At 57.4% G+C, this 18,094-nt stretch carries 19 protein-coding genes; 5 read left to right on the top strand and 14 right to left on the bottom strand.

Going from position 1 to position 18,094, the window contains the following annotated elements:
• Nucleotides 1-7 precede the first annotated feature (7 nt).
• The 8 genes from ACN0XM_RS14360 to yegQ form a co-directional block, all read right to left on the bottom strand.
• Nucleotides 8-478, bottom strand: a complete 471-nt coding sequence (locus ACN0XM_RS14360; protein WP_417567627.1) for a SufE family protein — start codon at nt 476-478, stop codon at nt 8-10.
• Nucleotides 479-1,021 (bottom strand): putative Fe-S cluster assembly protein SufT, encoded by a 543-nt coding sequence (gene sufT, locus ACN0XM_RS14355; protein ID WP_417567626.1) that lies wholly within the window; start codon nt 1,019-1,021, stop codon nt 479-481.
• A gap of 60 nt (nt 1,022-1,081) precedes the next feature.
• The gene (locus ACN0XM_RS14350) at nt 1,082-1,435 is read right to left on the bottom strand and encodes a HesB/IscA family protein (protein ID WP_099617451.1); all 354 of its coding nucleotides are present in this window, start codon (nt 1,433-1,435) and stop codon (nt 1,082-1,084) included.
• Between the two features lie 13 nt (nt 1,436-1,448).
• Complete coding sequence (locus tag ACN0XM_RS14345; RefSeq protein WP_417567625.1) at nt 1,449-2,702, bottom strand: aminotransferase class V-fold PLP-dependent enzyme; 1,254 nt, start codon at nt 2,700-2,702, stop codon at nt 1,449-1,451.
• Between the two features lie 6 nt (nt 2,703-2,708).
• Nucleotides 2,709-3,995 (bottom strand): Fe-S cluster assembly protein SufD, encoded by a 1,287-nt coding sequence (gene sufD / locus ACN0XM_RS14340; protein ID WP_417567624.1) that lies wholly within the window; start codon nt 3,993-3,995, stop codon nt 2,709-2,711.
• 14 nt (nt 3,996-4,009) lie between these two features.
• Complete coding sequence (gene sufC, locus ACN0XM_RS14335; RefSeq protein ID WP_417567623.1) at nt 4,010-4,783, bottom strand: Fe-S cluster assembly ATPase SufC; 774 nt, start codon at nt 4,781-4,783, stop codon at nt 4,010-4,012.
• Between the two features lie 63 nt (nt 4,784-4,846).
• Nucleotides 4,847-6,295 carry a Fe-S cluster assembly protein SufB gene (sufB, locus tag ACN0XM_RS14330; RefSeq protein ID WP_417567622.1) on the bottom strand — a complete coding sequence of 483 codons (1,449 nt, stop codon included), beginning with the start codon at nt 6,293-6,295 and terminating at the stop codon, nt 4,847-4,849.
• Nucleotides 6,296-6,773: 478 nt separating this feature from the next.
• Nucleotides 6,774-8,093, bottom strand: coding sequence for a tRNA 5-hydroxyuridine modification protein YegQ (gene yegQ, locus ACN0XM_RS14325; RefSeq protein ID WP_417567621.1), 1,320 nt, complete (start codon nt 8,091-8,093; stop codon nt 6,774-6,776).
• A gap of 157 nt (nt 8,094-8,250) precedes the next feature.
• Here yegQ and ACN0XM_RS14320 point away from each other — a divergent pair, with 157 nt between their 5' ends.
• Nucleotides 8,251-8,607 carry a helix-turn-helix transcriptional regulator gene (locus tag ACN0XM_RS14320; RefSeq protein ID WP_417567620.1) on the top strand — a complete coding sequence of 119 codons (357 nt, stop codon included), beginning with the start codon at nt 8,251-8,253 and terminating at the stop codon, nt 8,605-8,607.
• Here the strand turns inward: ACN0XM_RS14320 and fabB are convergent, their stop codons facing one another.
• A complete protein-coding gene (gene fabB / locus ACN0XM_RS14315) occupies nt 8,608-9,825 on the bottom strand; it encodes a beta-ketoacyl-ACP synthase I (RefSeq protein ID WP_417567619.1) in 1,218 nt (405 codons plus the stop codon).
• An 11-nt stretch (nt 9,826-9,836) separates the two neighbouring features.
• The gene (gene fabA / locus ACN0XM_RS14310; RefSeq protein WP_417567618.1) at nt 9,837-10,346 is read right to left on the bottom strand and encodes a bifunctional 3-hydroxydecanoyl-ACP dehydratase/trans-2-decenoyl-ACP isomerase; all 510 of its coding nucleotides are present in this window, start codon (nt 10,344-10,346) and stop codon (nt 9,837-9,839) included.
• 347 nt (nt 10,347-10,693) lie between these two features.
• Here fabA and ACN0XM_RS14305 point away from each other — a divergent pair, with 347 nt between their 5' ends.
• A complete protein-coding gene (locus ACN0XM_RS14305; protein ID WP_417567617.1) occupies nt 10,694-11,209 on the top strand; it encodes an SRPBCC family protein in 516 nt (171 codons plus the stop codon).
• Nucleotides 11,210-11,269: 60 nt separating this feature from the next.
• On the opposite strand, the gene ACN0XM_RS14300 is transcribed toward ACN0XM_RS14305, so the two are convergent.
• The gene (locus ACN0XM_RS14300) at nt 11,270-12,454 is read right to left on the bottom strand and encodes an NnrS family protein (protein ID WP_417567616.1); all 1,185 of its coding nucleotides are present in this window, start codon (nt 12,452-12,454) and stop codon (nt 11,270-11,272) included.
• 126 nt (nt 12,455-12,580) lie between these two features.
• Here ACN0XM_RS14300 and ACN0XM_RS14295 point away from each other — a divergent pair, with 126 nt between their 5' ends.
• The gene (locus ACN0XM_RS14295) at nt 12,581-12,958 is read left to right on the top strand and encodes a SirB2 family protein (protein ID WP_417567615.1); all 378 of its coding nucleotides are present in this window, start codon (nt 12,581-12,583) and stop codon (nt 12,956-12,958) included.
• 16 nt (nt 12,959-12,974) lie between these two features.
• On the opposite strand, the gene ACN0XM_RS14290 is transcribed toward ACN0XM_RS14295, so the two are convergent.
• Entirely contained in the window at nt 12,975-13,802 is an 828-nt protein-coding gene (locus ACN0XM_RS14290) for an ion transporter (RefSeq protein WP_417567614.1), read from the bottom strand.
• 121 nt (nt 13,803-13,923) lie between these two features.
• Nucleotides 13,924-15,246 carry an MFS transporter gene (locus tag ACN0XM_RS14285; protein ID WP_417567613.1) on the bottom strand — a complete coding sequence of 441 codons (1,323 nt, stop codon included), beginning with the start codon at nt 15,244-15,246 and terminating at the stop codon, nt 13,924-13,926.
• Between the two features lie 298 nt (nt 15,247-15,544).
• Between ACN0XM_RS14285 and ACN0XM_RS14280 the strand changes: the two genes are divergently transcribed.
• Both ACN0XM_RS14280 and ACN0XM_RS14275 read left to right on the top strand, forming a co-directional pair.
• A complete protein-coding gene (locus ACN0XM_RS14280; protein WP_417567612.1) occupies nt 15,545-16,006 on the top strand; it encodes a universal stress protein in 462 nt (153 codons plus the stop codon).
• A gap of 46 nt (nt 16,007-16,052) precedes the next feature.
• Nucleotides 16,053-17,555 (top strand): MFS transporter, encoded by a 1,503-nt coding sequence (locus ACN0XM_RS14275; RefSeq protein ID WP_417567611.1) that lies wholly within the window; start codon nt 16,053-16,055, stop codon nt 17,553-17,555.
• An 81-nt stretch (nt 17,556-17,636) separates the two neighbouring features.
• Here ACN0XM_RS14275 and ACN0XM_RS14270 read toward each other — a convergent pair whose 3' ends face one another.
• Nucleotides 17,637-18,053, bottom strand: coding sequence for a globin (locus tag ACN0XM_RS14270; RefSeq protein WP_417567610.1), 417 nt, complete (start codon nt 18,051-18,053; stop codon nt 17,637-17,639).
• Between the last annotated feature and the right edge of the window lie 41 nt (nt 18,054-18,094).

The raw sequence follows: 18,094 nt of genomic DNA, 5'->3' as shown, positions 1-18,094 counted from the left end.
GTTGTCGTCAGTCGTTCTTGCCAGCCAGCTCGGCGGCGGCTATATCCCGGATCTTTCCCACCATCGCTCGCAATCCGTTGCCCCGGGTCGGGGAGATGTGACGGAACAGGTCCAGCTTCTCGAACAGCTCATCAATATCGGTGGCTAGCAGATCCCGGGGGGCTTTCCCGTTCAGGGCGACCAAAATGATGGCCGCCAGGCCACGAACAATCATGGCGTCTGAATCAATCAGCAGGTAAAGCCGGCCGCTGGCTTCGTGGTAATGGTGAATCAGCCATACCTGGCTCTGGCAGCCGTGCACGTAATTTTCTTCAATCCGGGCATCGTCCGGAAAGGTCGGCAGCTGTTTGCCCAGGTCGATAATATAGGCGTAGCGTTCTTCCCAGTCTTCCAGCAGCTCGAAGCCGTCCAGAACGTCTTCCAGGGTAGTGTCTTTACCGAGCGGGTTGTTCAGAAAGTCCTGTTCACTGGCAGTCATTTACAGCATTCCCAGTTCAAGCTTGGCTTCGTCGGTGAGCATGTCGTTGCTCCAGGGCGGATCGAAGGTCAGTTCCACGGTCACCTTGTCCACATTGGGCACATGCTCAAGCTTGTGCCGGACGTCTTCGGTGATCACCGGCCCCATACCGCAACCGGCGGCGGTCAGCGTCATCTTGACGTAGACATGGTTGCCATCTTCGGTACCGTTTTCGATCTTGCACTCATAAATCAGGCCAAGATCCACCACATTGACCGGAATTTCCGGGTCGTAGCAATTGCGCATGGCTTCCCACACCTGGTTTTCGTTAACGGTGCCGTCTTCGGGGGTGTCGAAGCTGCTTTCCAGTGGCTGTTTGCCCAGGGCATCGGCATCGTGGCCTTCAATACGGGCAAGATTGCCGTTAACGGCGACCGTGAAGGTACCGCCCAGTGACTGCGTAATGGTCACGAAGGTGTCCGACGGAATCATAATTTCGGTTCCGGAAGGAACAAGGCGGGCTTCCACCTCGCGTTTGGTCAGGACCACTTCCCGTTCTTGCATGCCTGTATTGGCCTCGCTGTTTTCTGTCTGTGGTGTCGAATTGCGCTGCGCTACTCCGACCTACGCTACGGTAAAACTCTCGCCGCAACCGCACTCGGCGGTGGCATTCGGATTGCGGAACTGGAACATGGAGTTCACGCCCTCGGTGACGAAGTCGATCTCAATGCCGTTTACCAGTGGCAGGTGCTCTTCTTTGACGAACACGTCGACGCCATCAATGTGAAACACCTTGTCGTCGGCTGCGACGTCCTCCACCCATTGGGTTTCGTATTTGAAGCCGGAGCAGCCGCTTTTCCGGATGGCCAGCCGGATGCCTTTGGCGTCCGGTTTCTTCTCCAGTTGTTTGCGCACGTGTCTGACCGCATTGGGCGTCATGGTGACGGCGACGGTCGGGGTGAAGACTTCAGCTGTCATGATTCCATCTCCATTAGGCAAACAGGCGCTGGACTTTTTGTAGGGCGGTAAAAAATGAATCCACCTCGTCCAGTGTATTGTAGAACGCGAATGAGGCCCGGGCTGTCCCGGGGACTCCGTAGAAATCCATCAACGGCATGGCGCAATGGTGGCCAGTGCGGATGGCGATACCCTGCTGATCCAGCAGCGTACCTATATCACTGGGGTGCAGGCCGGCAATTTTAAAGGACAAGACCGGCACTTTCTGTTTCGCGGTGCCGATGATTTCCATGCCGGGGACTGTCTCCACTAGCTGGTTGGCCCGCTTCAGAAGGGCCGATTCAGCAGCTTCCATAGCATGGCGGTCCAGGCCATTGAGGTAGTCGATGGCGGCTCCCAGCCCCACAGCTTCAGCAATGGCCGGGGTGCCGGCTTCAAACTTGTAGGGCAGCGTGTTCCAGGTGGTGCGCTCGAACGAGACCCGCTCGATCATCTCGCCACCGCCCTGGTACGGAGGCATCTCCTCCAGCAACTGGGCCTTTCCGTAGAGAACGCCAATACCGGTGGGGCCAAACAGTTTGTGGGATGAGAACACGTAAAAGTCGCAGCCCAGTGCCCGCACGTCCGGCTGGTAATGGGGTACTGCCTGTGCACCGTCCACCAGGGTGATGATGCCCCGGGTCTTGGCCTGCTCGATCAGCGCCGCCACCGGATTGACCGTGCCCAGTACGTTGGATACGTGGGTGATGGCCAAGACCCGGGTTCGGTCATTCAGCAGGCTTGTGAAAGACTCCAGATCCAGCTCGCCTTCCGGCGTTACCTGGATGGGAACCACTTTCGCACCGGTGCGCTCGGCAATCATTTGCCAGGGCACAATGTTGGCGTGGTGCTCCATGTAGCTGACCAGGATTTCGTCACCGGCCTTCAGGCGCGGTGCCAGTCCGTTGGCCACCAGATTAATGGCTTCGGTGGTGCCGCGGGTCCAGATGATTTCCCGAGTGCTTTCGGCGTTCAGGAATCCGCGAACGGTTTCCCGGGCGCCCTCGAAGGCGGCGGTGGCCCGGTCCCCGAGGGTATGGGCGCCGCGGTGAACGTTGGAGTGCATTTCCCGGTAATAGCGGTCCATGGCGTTCAGCACTGCCTCTGGTTTCTGGGCCGAAGCGCCATTGTCCAGATACACCAGGGGCTTGCCGTTCACCTGCTGTGACAGGATCGGGAAGTCCCGGCGGATAGCCTCCACATCGAAGGTGGGGCGCTTGGCTGTGTTTACCACGGACAGGTCCGTCATAACCCGTTATGCCTCCTGGAATGTCTGTTCGAAGAAGTGGTTCAGGCGGCCCTGCGCCGTCTCCCGAACTGCTTCAACAGGGATCTGCTCTACCAGCTCGTTAATGAATGCCATGGTGAGCAAAACATTGGCTTCGCGCCGGCCGATGCCCCGTGAAACCAGGTAGAACAGTGAGGTTTTGTCAAGCTGGCCGATCGTAGCGCCGTGGGCACACTTCACGTCGTCTGCGTAAATTTCCAGTTCCGGCTTGGTGTCGATCTCTGCGCCATTGGACAGCAACAGGTTCTTGTTGTTCATCTCCGCGTTGGACTTCTGGGCGTCCTGATGGATATGAATCCGGCCGTTGAAAATCGCATGGGACTGGTCCGCGGCAATGTTGCGATAGGTCTCTTCGCTGTTGCAGTGGGCGGCCACGTGCTCAATGGTGGTGTGGTTGTCGTAGTGCTGTTTGCCCTGGGTTACCACCACACCGTTGAGTTTGCATTCGGCCTCTTCACCTTCCAGACGGACCTGCAGGTCGTGCCGGCGCAGTGGTCCGCCGAAGCCGACACAATGGCTTTCAAAGCGAGAGCTGCGCTGCTGCAGAACTCCGGTAGAGCCAATGTGCTGAACATTCCCGCCTTCCATGTTCAGACGGATGCTGGTGACGTTGGCGCCTTCACCAAGGTTCATTTCGGTAACTGCGTTCACCATGACTGATTCACTGCCGCTGGAGATATACTCTTCCACCAGGGTGATCTTACTGTTGGTGCCGGCGTCGACATAAATGCGAGGGTAGGCGGAGCCACTGGCGTCGGCGCTGGTCTCGTGAATAATGAACAGGGGCTGTTCCAGCACCGCGCCGGGCTTCAGGCGAATTAGCAGGCCATCCTCAAACCGCGCCGTATTCAGGCGGGAGATTTGCATGGACTGGCTATCCAGGGCGTGATCCAGGCGTTCGGCCAGCCAGGTGGCGGCGTCGCCGTCCAGGTCCTCGAAGCTTTCGATGGTTATGCCATCCAGGTCCGGGTAGTCGCTGGCTTCCGGCATCATGATGCCGTTCAGTAGCACGACCTTGTAGCCAGGCACCGCCAGACTGCTGCCGGACTTACCTTCGGCAGGCAGCGAGATGGCCATATCATCGGTCAGCTTGAGGTACTTACTCGAGTATTTCCAGTTCTCCGTTTTCCGCGTCGGCAGTGGCAGGTCCACAAGATTTGAACCCTGCTGCTTACGCAGCGCTGCCAGCGGTTCCGGCAGGGTGTGCCCGGCCGGGTGCAGGAACGCGGTAGAAAGGGTTGGTGCTGGTTTCATTCCGCGCACTCCTTTTAGTTGGCCGAACTGTTGGCGGGTTCTTCATCCTTGATACCGAGCCAGCCGTAGCCGCGTTCTTCCAGCTCCAGGGCCAGCTCACGGCCACCGGATTTGACGATCTTACCTCCGGCCAGAACGTGCACGTAATCCGGCACAATGTGGTTCAGCAGGCGCTGGTAGTGGGTCACCATCAAAATGGCGCGGTCTTTCGCGCGCAAGGCATTAACGCCGTTGGAGACCACCTGCAGGGCGTCGATATCCAGTCCGGAATCGGTTTCGTCCAGAATGGCCAGCTTCGGCTGTAGCAGAAGCGCCTGCATGATCTCGTTCCGTTTTTTCTCGCCGCCAGAGAAGCCCTGATTTACACCACGCTTGAGGAAAGCCGGGTCCAGGTCCACCTGTCTGGAAACTTCTTTGGCCAGCTTCATGAACTCGGCCGCGTTCATTTCGCCCTCACCCTTGTGGTGACGCATGGCATTTACCGCGGTACGCAGGAACTGAAGGTTGCTCACACCGGGGATCTCCACCGGGTACTGGAATGCCAGAAAAACACCTTCGCGGGCCCGCTCCTCGGTCTCCAGTTCCAGCAGGTTTTCACCATTCAGCGTCACTTCGCCTTCGGTCACTTCAAATGCCTCGTTACCTGCCAGTACCTGCGACAAGGTGCTCTTGCCAGAACCATTCGGGCCCATGATGGCGTGAACTTCCCCGGCCTTGATCTCCAGGTTGATGCCCTTGAGGATTTCTTTGCCCTCAACGGATGCGTGCAGGTTTTTGATGCTCAGCATTTGTTGGCTTCTCTCTATTTCTGAATCTGTATGAATTCGTATGCAGTCTACTGACCGGCCCGGTTAACCCACCGAGCCTTCGAGGCTGACTTCAAGCAGTTTTCCGGCTTCCACAGCGAACTCCATCGGCAGTTCCTTGAACACTTCCTTGCAGAAGCCGTTCACGATCATGGACACGGCCTGCTCGGGGTCGATACCACGCTGGCGGCAAAGGAACATCTGCTCGTCGCTGACCTTGGAGGTGGTCGCCTCGTGCTCGACAATGGCGGATTTGTTCTTGCTTTCGATGTACGGGAAGGTGTGGGCGCCACAGCGGTCGCCAATGAGCAGTGAATCACACTGGGTAAAGTTGCGCGCACCTTCCGCGCCGGGGCCGAACTTCACCAGCCCGCGATAGGCGTTGGAGCTCTTGCCGGCGGAAATGCCCTTGGAGATGATGGTGCTGGAGGTGTTCTTGCCCAGGTGGATCATCTTGGTGCCGGTGTCGGCCTGCTGGTAGTTATTGGTCAGCGCCACGGAATAAAATTCGCCCACGCTGTTGTCGCCGCGCAGCACGCAGCTCGGGTACTTCCAGGTCACCGCTGAACCGGTCTCGACCTGGGTCCAGGAGATTTTGGAGTTCTTGCCGATGCAGGCGCCACGCTTGGTGACGAAGTTAAAGATGCCACCCTTGCCGTTTTCATCGCCCGGATACCAGTTCTGCACGGTGGAGTATTTGATCTGGGCGTCATCCAGAGCCACCAGCTCAACCACGGCCGCGTGCAGCTGGTTTTCGTCTCGCATTGGTGCGGTGCAACCTTCGAGGTAGCTTACGTAGCTGCTGTCTTCTGCGATGATCAGGGTCCGCTCGAACTGGCCGGTGTTGGCCGCGTTGATGCGGAAGTAGGTGGACAGCTCCATAGGACAGCGCACACCCTTTGGCACGTATACGAAGGTGCCGTCGGAGAAGACTGCGGAGTTCAGGCCGGCGAAGAAGTTGTCACCTGCAGGTACTACGGAGCCCAGGTATTTTTTGACCAGCTCCGGGTGATCCTGGATCGCCTCTGAGATGGAGCAGAAGATCACGCCGGCCTTGGCCAGCGGCTCTTTGAAGGTGGTTGCTACGGAGACGGAATCGAATACCGCGTCAACGGCCACGCCTGCCAGCTTCTCCCGTTCGTGCAGAGGTATGCCCAGTTTTTCATAGGTTTTCAGCAGTTCCGGATCCACTTCGTCCAGGCTCTGGGGCATGTCTTCGGGGCGCTTGGGCGCGGAATAATACGAAATCGAGTTGTAATCTATTTTCGGGTAGCCCACATGGGCCCAGTCCGGCTCATCCATTTCGAGCCAGCGACGATAGGCTTTAAGGCGCCACTCCAGCATCCACTCCGGCTCCTTTTTGAGGCCGGATAGGCGGGCGATAACGTCTTCATTAAGGCCGGGTTCGAACGTGTCGGATTCGATGTCTGTTACAAATCCATACTCGTATTCCCGTTTGATCAGCTCGTTCACCTCGGTGTCGGTGGTCGCCATGATCGTCGCTCCGTATTCTCTCATCGCGGGCTTTCGCCCTTGGTGTCGCCGGCAGCCTCATAGGTGGGCTGTCGATCGGATGTCATCAGTTTGGGTGTTGCAGTGGTCGCTCATCCAATGAGTACGCCCTGCAATCGCTTTTTGGATGACGGATTTCTGGTGGCCTGATGCTGAAACATAAGCAGAAAAGCAGGCTGAATCCGTTGCTTCTGGCTGGCGATTATACAATACCAGAGTAAAATAGTCAGGTATTAATTTGTGCGTGAGGTGATTATACCTTAATCGGCCTTTGGGGCACTAAGGGGCTGGCAATGAGGCTGATAGTCTGGTTATTGCAGGACTGTGAGGTTCTAGGTTGGCGCCAGGCGGGAGTGCCTCCCAAAACACGCCGTAAACCCGTCCCTGGGGGCTCGGCATTGCCATCCCTGGCAATGCACGGTTTTGGGAGGCACTCCCGCCCGGCGCTTCATACTAATTGCTAGTCGTCTTTAGCCAGGATTCTTGTGAGGTAACTATGCTCCAGGGTCTGCGGGAGATCAGCCGGTTTCGGAATTCGAACAATATGTCCACTGCCAGGCGCATATTCCATGGCCTGGCCGTTTCGGTTTTCCATGATATTGGCCGAGAACCGGATGTTGCCCGCCGGGCTGACCAGTTCCAGTTGATCACCGGGGGCGAATTTGTTTTTCACGTCGATGGTCAGCCATTGGTCATTCGCATCGGCAATAGTGCCGACCACCTGCTGGGTGCCGAGGAACGAGGAGCCCTGTTCGTAGGTCTGGTATTCCTTGGGGACGTGTCGGCGCAGGAAGCCTTCGGTGTAGCCGCGGTTGGAGAGGGCTTCGAGTTCGTCCATCAGGCCCATGTCGAAGGGTTTTCCGTTCACTGCCTCGTCGATGGCGCGGCGGTACACCTGGGTGGTGCGGGCGACGTAGTAGGTGCTTTTGGTGCGCCCTTCGATTTTCAGGGAATGGATGCCCATTCTGGCCAGCTCGGCCACGTGCTGGACGGCTCTCAGGTCTTTTGAGTTCATGATGTAGGTGCCGTGTTCATCCTCGTAGGCGGGGATGAAGCTGCCGGCGCGGTTCGGCTCTTCCAGCAGGATTTCTTTTGGTTCGACTTCCAGGACACCGCCGCTACCGCAGGTGGCGATGAGGTCGCCGGTCTGGTCGTGGCTGTGTTGGACTTCCTTGTAGTTCCAGCGGCAGGCGTTGGTGCATGCGCCCTGATTGGCGTCCCGGTGGTTCATGTAGCCAGAGAGCAGGCAGCGGCCGGAGTAGGCCATGCACAGGGCGCCGTGCACGAAAACTTCCAGTTCCATGTCCGGGACCCGGTCTCGGATCTCGCGAATCTCGTCAAGTGCCAGTTCTCTGGAGAGAATTACCCGCCTGATGCCCTGCTGGCGCCAGAACTCAACGGTGGCCCAGTTAACGGCGTTGGCCTGTACCGAGAGGTGTATGGGCTGATCCGGCCATTTTTCCCGTACCAGCATGATCAGCCCGGGGTCGGACATGATCAGAGCGTCGGGTTTTTGTTGCAGTACCGGCTCCAGATCTTTGAGATAGCTGCGTACCTTGTTGTTATGAGGTGCTATGTTGGAGACAAGGTAGAACTGTTTGCCGAGTTCATGGGCTCTTGCGATTCCGGCCCCGAGGGCTGCAACGTCTTTGAAACTGTTGTTCCTTACTCTCAGTGAGTAGCGGGGCTGGCCGGCGTACACGGCATCCGCACCGTAAGCGAAGGCGGTTTCGAGGTGTTCGGGGGTGCCGGCGGGGGCAAGCAGTTCCGGGGTATTCATGTGGGCTCCGGGCGATTTTGGAAGTCGGGCATTTTGCGGTATGTCGGCGGTCGTTCCCTTGATCCTGCTCAATGGTTGTATTGATTATTTTCGGCTAACACATGTACGCTCACAGCCTGGCCGATGTGGCCGAAGAATGAAAAAGAAGGAGTTCCAAATGGGATCAAAGCTTCTGACGCCAGAGGTGGCGCGGGTTTCGCTGAGCTTTAGGGTGAGTTCCCTGATCAGCGTACAGCTTGCCCGTGGCAAAGTTGGTGTTGAAGTGGTGGCGTCGCAGCTGCATATGAGCCGTTACACGCTGCACAAGAAACTGAAACGCGAAGGTCTGACGTTTGCCCGCTTGCTTGAGGAGGTTCGCCGTCAACAGGCGCTGACTTACATGCAGGACAGAACCAAGCCGCTCGTGGAAATCGCTGAGCAGCTCGGGTTTTCGGAGCTGAGCGCATTCAGCCGGGCTTTCAAGCGCTGGATGGGAACATCCCCGGCTGAATATCGCTCTGTCAGGTTGTCCTGATCAGGTTCCGAACCTTTTGAACACCAGCGAGGCGTTGGTGCCGCCAAATCCGAAGCTGTTGCTCATCACCAGGTTCAGATGCTGGTTATCCATGCGTTCCCGCACGATCGGGTAGCCTTCGGCACCTTCATCGAGTGTCTGGATGTTGGCGGACGGAGCAATAAAGCCCTCGCGCATCATGAGCAGGCTGTAAATAGCCTCATGCACGCCTGCCGCACCCAGGGCATGGCCGCACAGGGGTTTGGTGGAGCTCAGCGGCGGGATCTTGTCGCCGAAGGTTTCCTTCAGTGCTTTCAGTTCGGTGATATCGCCGGCCGGTGTGCTGGTGCCGTGAGTATTGATGTAGCTGATCTCACCGTCCAGATTCTTCATGGCCTGCTTCATGCAGCGCACTGCGCCTTCGCCGCTAGGGGCAACCATATCGGCACCGTCGGACGTTGCGCCAAAGCCGACGATCTCCGCCAGTATGTTTGCGCCGCGTGCTTCTGCGTGTTCCAGCGCTTCAAGGGCCAGAACCCCGCCGCCGCCGGAAATAACGAAGCCATCGCGGTTCGCATCGTAGGTGCGCGAGGCCAGTTCCGGTGTGTCGTTGTACTTGGTGGAAAGGGCGCCCATGGCGTCAAACAGCAGGCTCAACGTCCAGTGAATATCTTCACCGCCACCGGCAAACATCACGTCCTGGCGCCCGAGGGCGATCAGGTCTGCAGCATGGCCAATGGAGTGTGCACTTGTGGCGCAGGCAGAGGTAATGCCGTAATTGACACCACGAATGCCAAAGCCGGTTGCGAGAGACGCATTAATGGCGCTGCCCATCGTGCGGGGCACGCGGTAGGGACCAACCCGGCGGATGCCTCGGTCGCGGTGAGTGTCGATGGAATCGAGCAGCTCAACCGTGGAGGCGCCACCCTGGCCGAAAATGATGCCGGTGGTGTCAGCCTTGATGTGTTGATCAGTCAGCCCTGACTGTTCAATCGCTTCAAGCATGGCCAGGTAGGTGTAGCCTGAGGCCGGGCACATGAAACGCCAGAGTTTGCGGTCAATCAGTTCCGGCAGATTCAGGTTGATCTGACCGCAGACATGACTGCGCAGGCCATTATCCCGGGCTTCTTCGCTGAAGCCGATGCCAGGACGGGAATCCTTGAGGGACTGGGCAACTTCCTTCTGGTTGGTACCAAGGCTGGAAACGATGCCCATACCGGTGATTACAACGCGACGCATCTTGTTAACTCCTAAAAATCATCGGTCGAGGTGAACATGCCAACCCGCAGGTCTTTGGCTGTGTAGATTTCCCGGCCGTCCACTTCCATCCGGCCATCAGCGATTGCCATAGTCAGCTTGCGCCTGATTACGCGCTTGAGATCCAGGCGGTAGGTCACTTTTTTGGCCGTGGGCAGAACCTGGCCGGTAAACTTCACTTCACCGGAACCCAGAGCACGGCCCTTGCCTTCACCGCCACCCCAGGCCAGGAAGAAGCCGACCAGCTGCCACATGGCGTCCAGCCCCAGGCACCCGGGCATAACGGGATCATCAACAAAGTGTACCTTGAAGAACCAGAGGTCCGGGTTGATGTCGAGTTCGGCCACGATACTGCCCTTGCCATACAGGCCATCGTCGTCCGCGATATGAGTGACGCGGTCGAACATCAGCATCTCATTAATGGGCAGGCGCATGGAGCCAGGGAAGAGCGTGCCGTGGCCACATTTGATCAGGTCTTCTTTATCAAAATGATCCGGGTTCATAGTGCCAGTGTCTCTGTTACAAAATGATTTCCTCATACTTTAGCGCGAATCTGGCGTGACGGTATTGACCTTTAGTGGATGATTGCGTTTTTTGCCGGGGTGAGGGGGTTGATGGTCGTCAAAGATCTGCAGGAGTGACGCTGGTATCGTGTGGACTGGCCCTTGAGCAGAGCCGCTGATACGCCACATACCATGGGATTCCTTGGGGAATATGCAACTCATGCTTCGGTGCGTAGGAGTTTCCAGATAAAAAAGTTTAACTAAAATATCTGTTAAAGGGCCTTTTAATTGTTGCTGAACCGCGGGTTTTGGTCAGAGTGGAATGGCATATAAAGAGGGGCGCAGTGATGGCACACGATGCTGATGACATTCAGGGAAGTCTCTGGCGTGAGGGAGAGCGGGTTGCAGCGCGGCTGCAACGGAAGATCGGTCATACGCCCGAGGTTGTCTGGAAGATGCTGACGGATTCAGTATGTCTGAGCCAATGGCTGGCGCCCGGGACTGTAGATCAAGAGCGGGGTGGCAGGGTCAAACTGGATTTTGGCAACAGTGGCACCCCCATTGATTGCCAGATCAGCGCTTGTGAACCTCATCGGCTGTTGGCGTACTCCTGGAGTGCCGGTGGGGATCCGGAACGACCTCTGGTCTGGGAGTTGTCCCCCGACGTTGAGGGGACGGTTCTTACTCTCACACTTTATCTTCCTGACGACGAGTTAATCGCCATTTCCTGTGCGGGCTGGGATGCGCATCTGGAAATGCTGATGGCTGCGCTGGAGGGTGTCAGCATTTCATTTCCCGCTGCCCGTTTTCGCGCGTCCCGGTCCGCATTTGCAGAGTTGGCGAGGAAGAAACTGGCAGCCTGAGTGGGCTGAATGGTAAAAGGCGGGCTTCCGGGCCTGCCTTTTTTCGAGCGCTCCGGGATTTCATCCCTCGCGCCCGTCAGGGCGTGGACTGGCCAGTACCCGAGTATAGCGGAACAGGAACATGCCGAACGCGAACAACCAGAGCAGCGCGCTGGCGCCGATGCCCGGATGCCAGCCGATCACCCCGAAGGCTGTCAGGACCCGGACAAGTGCGGCTAGGTGAATCGCGAAAAATGCGCTCACCATACCCTTGGGCAACACCAGTGGCCGACCGGTATGGCCGAGGGAAACCCGGGCGATAACACCGAGAATCAGGCAGGCCACTGCGCCCGTGCCAGCGGCGTGGCTCCAGGCGTTGGATGGCCAGCCAGCAAGCAATGTGCCGGCCAGCAGGAACAGTGCCACAGGCACCCAGAGGATAGACAGGTGCAGAACCCAGAGAAGGGGGTCTTTGCGAACCAGCCAGCCTTTCCAGCCGGCCAGTCGCACCAGCATCAGGGTGCCTGCAACAGCTGCCAATACGCCGGTGACGGTTTGCCAGCCCGTGACCAGTGAGGCCATTAGCACAATCAGGCTGAACAAAGTGGCCATATCCAGTGCTGGAATGGTTTTCACGGCGGTGCTGTCAAGCCCTCGCTGACGAAGCCAGCCGGTGGTGAAGGCCGGAGTGATGCGCCCGCCGATGATGCTGATAAGCGCCATGGCCATGATCAGGGCGCCGTAGCTGAAGGTCATGTCCAGCCGGGTTACGAATCCTAACTGCAGAAGCCAGAGCAGTCCCAGAACAAGAAGGATCAGCAGCTGCCGCTTCTGACGGGCATGCCAGATCCGCCAGCCGGCATCAAGCATGACAAGTGGCAGGAAGGCCAGGTTCACGCCATGCACCAGCCAGTCCGGCAGGCCGGCACCAAAGGCAAGCAAAAGACGGCCCGCCAGCCAGACGCCCCAGAGCAGTACCAGGCGCAAGCCGTGGGTGCGCTCGGTCTGGGTCCAGACACAGACGGCGGTTAGTAGGAAGCCGGCGATGGCGGCCGACAGGAAGCCGAACAGCATCTCATGTTGGTGCCAGAACAGGCCAGGCAGGGCCAGAGGCAGGTCGATGACGCCGGTGACCTGCATAACCCAGAGGGGAATGGCAAGTAGAGCCATTACCGCCATGGACAGGAAGAAGATCCGGAACGGATAGCTGAACAGCTGACTGATGCTGGCGGCTTCGGTTCGACGGGGTGTGGGGATCGCCTGCATGACTGCCTCCGCTAATACATATAATGATAATACATGTTATATGTGAAACGACAGAAAGAACATACCCGGTAAGGGGTATTTCTGCGTACAATGCCGCTATCGTTTTGATTCACAACAGGATGATTTATGAGCGGCTACCTGATTCTGAAAAGTATCCATATGACCGCAGCCTACCTCACGGTAGTGCTGTTTGCCTTGCGTCTGTTGTTGGATGCGGTTGGTAAGCCTGATTGGCGGAAAACACCGCTGCGCTGGATCCCTCACGCGAACGACACCATCCTGCTGGTGGCGGCCATCAGCCTGTTGTTTGTAACGCCCTGGATGCCGCTTGTCCACGGCTGGCTGACAGCCAAGATCTTTCTGCTGATCGGCTACATTATCGCCGGTCTTTTTGCGCTGAAAACAACGCTCGGAGCCCCGGCGCGGGTGGCAGCGGCTGTGATTGCGCTGGTACAGATCACAGCCATTTTCCATCTGGCAGTGAATAAGCCGGTCTTCTGGTAAACGCTGATTTCTGTCGCTATTCCCGGTCCCTGCCAGCAACCTGCCTCGTCAGCTCCTCCAGCTGTCGCTGCACACCCTGGAGCTGGCGGGTAATCTCGTCCCGCTCGTCATGGGCCTTCTGCGCCTCCTTGGCATTCTGCTCCTCGCTCATGACCTCAAGGATCGCACCGATCATCATGTTCAGGAACACGAAGGCGGTCAGGAAGATGAACGTCAGGTAGTAAATCCAGCTGAGAGGATATTGCTCCATGGTGGCGTACATGATGTCCGTCCAGTCCTCAAAGGTGGCTACCCGGAACAGCGTGAGCATGGCAATGGCGACGTCGCCCCAGAGCTTGTCATCGACGCTGGCAAAGAACATCGAGCCTATGGCCGCGTAGATGTAGAAAATAATGAACATCAGCACGGCAATGTAGCCCATGCGGGGAATGGCTTTTAACAGGGAGTTGATTAGAAAGCGCAGTTCTGGAACCACCGACACCAGACGCAACACCCGGAACACTCTCAACAGACGCCCCAGCAACACCGCTTCCGAGTTGTCGAGTGGAATCAGGCTGCCGATGACCACCAGGGTATCGAACAGGTTCCAGCCGTCGAGGAGAAAACGCCGTTTGACCGGGCTGGCGGAAAAGCGGAACAGAATCTCGATCAAAAAGAACAGAGTGATGGCGTTGTCCATCACCGTCAGGCTCTGTTCCGCCAGGACTGGCAGGTCGTAGGTCTTGGCGCCAATCGTCAGTGCGGACAGGATGATGATGGTTATCACCACTGTCTGAAAGACCTTGCTGGATTCGATTCGGCGCAACTGATTGAAGCCTGAGGCTGGGTTCATTTCCGGGGGCATACGTTAACGCTCCAGAGGTAGTCGGGCACCGGAGGCTCGCCGAGCTCCTGTGTGAGCGCGGATTATACGCGAAAAAAAGCCCCCGAAGATGGGGGCAGCGAGGCGAAATCCGCAATTCCGGTTACGGTTTTTTCCGATTCAGGGGGTAGAAAAGTTGGGGAGATGCCAGCTCCGGCAGATCGGTTCTCTCCTCGTTGGCAGCCCACTCGACCCGCTCTGCGGACCGGATGGCATAGTGCATCCAGATCAGGGCAGCAGCGACGATCAGGAACATCAGCATGAAGCAGCTTTGCCATATCCCGGTGAGGTCGTTCAGCACCCCAAAGGTCAGTGGCAGAATAAAGCCGCCCAGGCCCCCGATCATTCCTACCACGCCGCCGACGGCGCCCACATGCATGGGATAGTACACGGGAATGTGTTTGTAGACCGCCGCCTTGCCCAGGGACATGAAGAAACCGAGGATGAAGATCAGTGCCACGAACATTGGCAGGCTCATTGCCAGGGTAAAGCGGATATCGCCTTCGATGCCATTCACGACATACTCCGTGGGCGGGTAACTCAGTAGAAAGGTGCATACAACCGAGGCGCCAAAGGTCCAGTACATGACCCGGCGGGCGCCGAAGCGGTCCGACATCCAGCCTCCCAGGACACGAAACAGCGATGCCGGGATGGTGTAGAGCGCGGCGATGATGCCTGCGGTCTTGATGTCCAGGCCGTAGACACCGATCAGGAAGTGGGGCAGCCAGAGTGCCAGGGCGACAAAGGCGCCGAACACGAAGAAATAATACAACGCAAATCGCCAGACCCTCAGCTCACGGAGTGGCTCCATCTGCTCCATGAAGGATTTGGCCTTGGTGCCGGCCCGTTCGGCGGCCATTGGGTCTTCTTTGGCAAGAAGTATAAAGATCACGCCCATGATCGCCAGCACAGTGGCGTAGATCTGTGCCGTACTCTCCCACCCGAAGGCGACCAGCAGGAACGGGGCCCCGAAGTTGGTTACCGCAGCACCCACATTGCCGGCGCCAAAAATCCCCAGGGCGGTTCCCTGGCGTTCCGGTTCAAACCATGCCGCTGTGTAGGCCACCCCGACGATAAAGGCCCCGCCAGCCAGGCCAACGCCCAGGGCGCCCACCAGCAACATAAGGTAAGTGGTTGCGAAGGTGAGCAGGTAAACGCAGGCGGAAGTAGTGAGCATCAGGATGCCGAACACCCAACGGCCCCCGTAGCGGTCCGTCCAGATGCCCAGGAACAGCCGGCTGATGGAGCCGGTGAGAATCGGGGTGGCCATCAGCAGGCCAAGCTGAGTATCCGACAGCCCCAGATCTTCGCTGAGCCGGATGCCAATAATCGAGAAAATGGTCCACACCGCAAAGCACAGGGTGAAGGCAAACGTGGATAAACCGAGCGCACGGTTCTGTTCTGACTTTGACGGGATGTTGGCCATGCTCCGTTCCCTCCGGACTTTGATCAAATGACGTCTGAAAACACCTCTTAAACCTTATCAAAAACAGGGTCTTTCGATGCGGGGCATTGGAGGTACCTCCTGCTGGGTGCGCTGGTGGTAGGCGATTGGAGGGTTTTTCAGCCAGGGGGATAGGTCCTTGATTTCTCTCGTGGGGTACGCGCTATCAAGGTTGATTTACGTCAAATATGGCCGGCACCAAAGTGTGGGGTAATGCTGACAGATATCAATGGACGCCTCTCGCAGGGGGCGTCGAAAGCGCCTTTGGGAGAACCCACAAATGAAAATCATGATTGCCTACGACGGCTCGCGCAATGCCAGGTTGGCTCTGGCACAGACCATCACCATGTTCCGCGACCTCAAGCCCGTGATCACCCTGGTTGCGGTTGCTGAAAACCCTCGAGATATCACCTCCGGAAACGAAGACCTGTTCCAGCAAGAAGTGTCTGAACTGAAAGAACACCTCACCGAGGCTCTTGGGGTATGCGAGCAGGAGCAGATTTCCGCCGAAACCATGCTGCTGGAAGGCGATGCACGGAAAATGCTGCTGTACGCCGCCGAGAAAAAGGTCCACCCGGCCATGCTCGTTATTGCGCGCCACAGCCATGAACCGGACGGCGGATTTATCGCCCGTTCGCTGACCTATTTCGTGGACGAACTGGATTACATGACCTTCGGCAGCGTGAGCTCCTTCCTCGCTCGCCGGATCCAGTGCCCACTCCTTATTTTGCCCAGCCGTTGAGTCTGGTGCTTTACCGTTTCTGTATCTGAAAGCCCAGGAGGCTGACATGAAAGTCGCAGACGTTTTCCACGTCAAGAACCCGGAGATCAGGGCCCTGCACCTGACCTGGATTGCATTCTTTATAACCTTCTATGTGTGGTTCAACATGGCGCCGCTGGCATCCAGTATGCTCAAGAGCGTTAACTGGCTTACCGCGGACGATCTTCGCCTGTTTGCAATCTGCAACGTGGCGTTGACCATACCTGCCCGGATTATCGTGGGCATGGCTCTGGACCGTTTCGGGCCCCGGCGTGTGTTCTCTGTATTGATGGTGTTGATGTCCATCCCGGCCCTGGTGTTTGCCTTCGGTAACACCATGACGCAACTACTGGTCAGCCGCCTGGTGCTCAGCTCCATCGGTGCCAGCTTTGTGGTGGGCATTCACATGACCGCCATGTGGTTCAAACCGAAAGACATCGGCTTTGCCGAAGGCTTCTATGCGGGTTGGGGTAATTTCGGTTCCGCCGCTGCTGCAATCACTCTGCCGACTATCGCCCTGCAAATGTATGGCGGTGAAGATGGCTGGCGCTGGGCCATCGCCCAGAGCGCGATCGTGATGGCGGCATACGGCGTTTACTACTGGTTTGCGATTACCGACGGCCCTGTTGGCACTGTTCACCGCAAGCCTCGCAAGGCTGTGGCACTGGAGGTCAGCAGTTGGGGCGACATGATCAAGTTGATCCTCTGGACCATTCCGCTGGTCGGTGTGCTTGGCATCCTGGTATGGCGTATCGAGAACATGGGGTACCTGAGCGCCACCGGAGCGGCGATCTGTTACGCCGCGATTGTGGCCATTGTGTGCTACCAGATTCTCCAGATTCTCCGGGTAAACGTTCCCTTGCTCAAACAGGGCGTGCCTGAGGACGACAAATACCCGTTCAACAGTGTGGCTGCGCTGAACAGCACCTACTTTGCCAACTTCGGTGCCGAGCTGGCAGTCGTTTCCATGCTGCCAATGTTTTTCGAAGAAACCTGGAGCCTCAGCGCCACTGCTGCGGGCCTGATCGCCGCTTCCTTTGCCTTTGTAAACCTGTTGGCACGCCCGATGGGTGGCCTGGTCTCAGACCGAATGGGCAATCGGCGCTTTGTGATGCTCAGCTACATGTTCGGTATTTCTGTGGGTTTCGCCCTGATGGGCCTGATGAACTCCAACTGGCCCCTGATCATTGCCGTCGGCATTACTGTGTTCACTTCTTTCTTTGTGCAGGGTGCGGAGGGTGCAACCTTTGGCATCATCCCCTCCATCAAGCGACGCCTCACCGGGCAGATCTCCGGTATGGCCGGTGCTTATGGCAACGTGGGTGCAGTGGTATACCTGACCATCTTCACCTTCGTAACCCCAACCCAGTTCTTCTATATCATTGCCGGCGGCGCCTTCATCAGCTGGCTGTTATGCATGATGTGGCTGAAAGAGCCGGAATCAGGGTTTGCTGATGAATACCAGGTTTCCTCTGTGGATCTCCAGATCGAAGAGGAAGAGCGTCGCCGGCAGGCTGCCGCGACCGGCTGATGCACCGCCGTTGAGGAAAAGGCCGCCGAGGCATTGCCCGGCGGTTTTTTTTGTTTCAGGGATGGTCATACCTGCCTCAGGTCAGAAGTGGTCATATCCGAACTTCATATAAGTGATTCCGGGGCTGAGAACCAACCTCCAGGCCAGTTCGATATCGTCGCTGAACTCCCAGTCATAGGCTCTTACCGTATCCGTCAGGCAGTCGAGCCAGAGATCGTAGAGGTGGGGCTTAACATTGAGATAGCGGGCGCTGTGCAGGCAGGCAATTCGATGGAGGACATCGTCAACGCTGCCGCTGGCGTAGAATGCTATGAGACTGAAAAAGGATTTCTTCAGCATGCTTCGCTGAACTGCCATGTCTGTATTGCGAAACAGTATCCGGACTTCTGGCGAAGACATCAGGAATCGGCGGTAGAAGGCTTCAAAAAAGTCAGGGGCTCCAGGTGGGGGGTGAAGGACGCGTTCGTAACTTGCGTCAAAGAGCTCTTCGAAGGACATGGCAGGCTCCCTGATTCTGTTGAACTTAAAACCATCATCCT

The organism is Marinobacter sp. (assembly GCF_048269445.1).
Classification (GTDB): domain Bacteria; phylum Pseudomonadota; class Gammaproteobacteria; order Pseudomonadales; family Oleiphilaceae; genus Marinobacter.
This window is presented reverse-complemented; position numbering and strand designations above follow the sequence as displayed.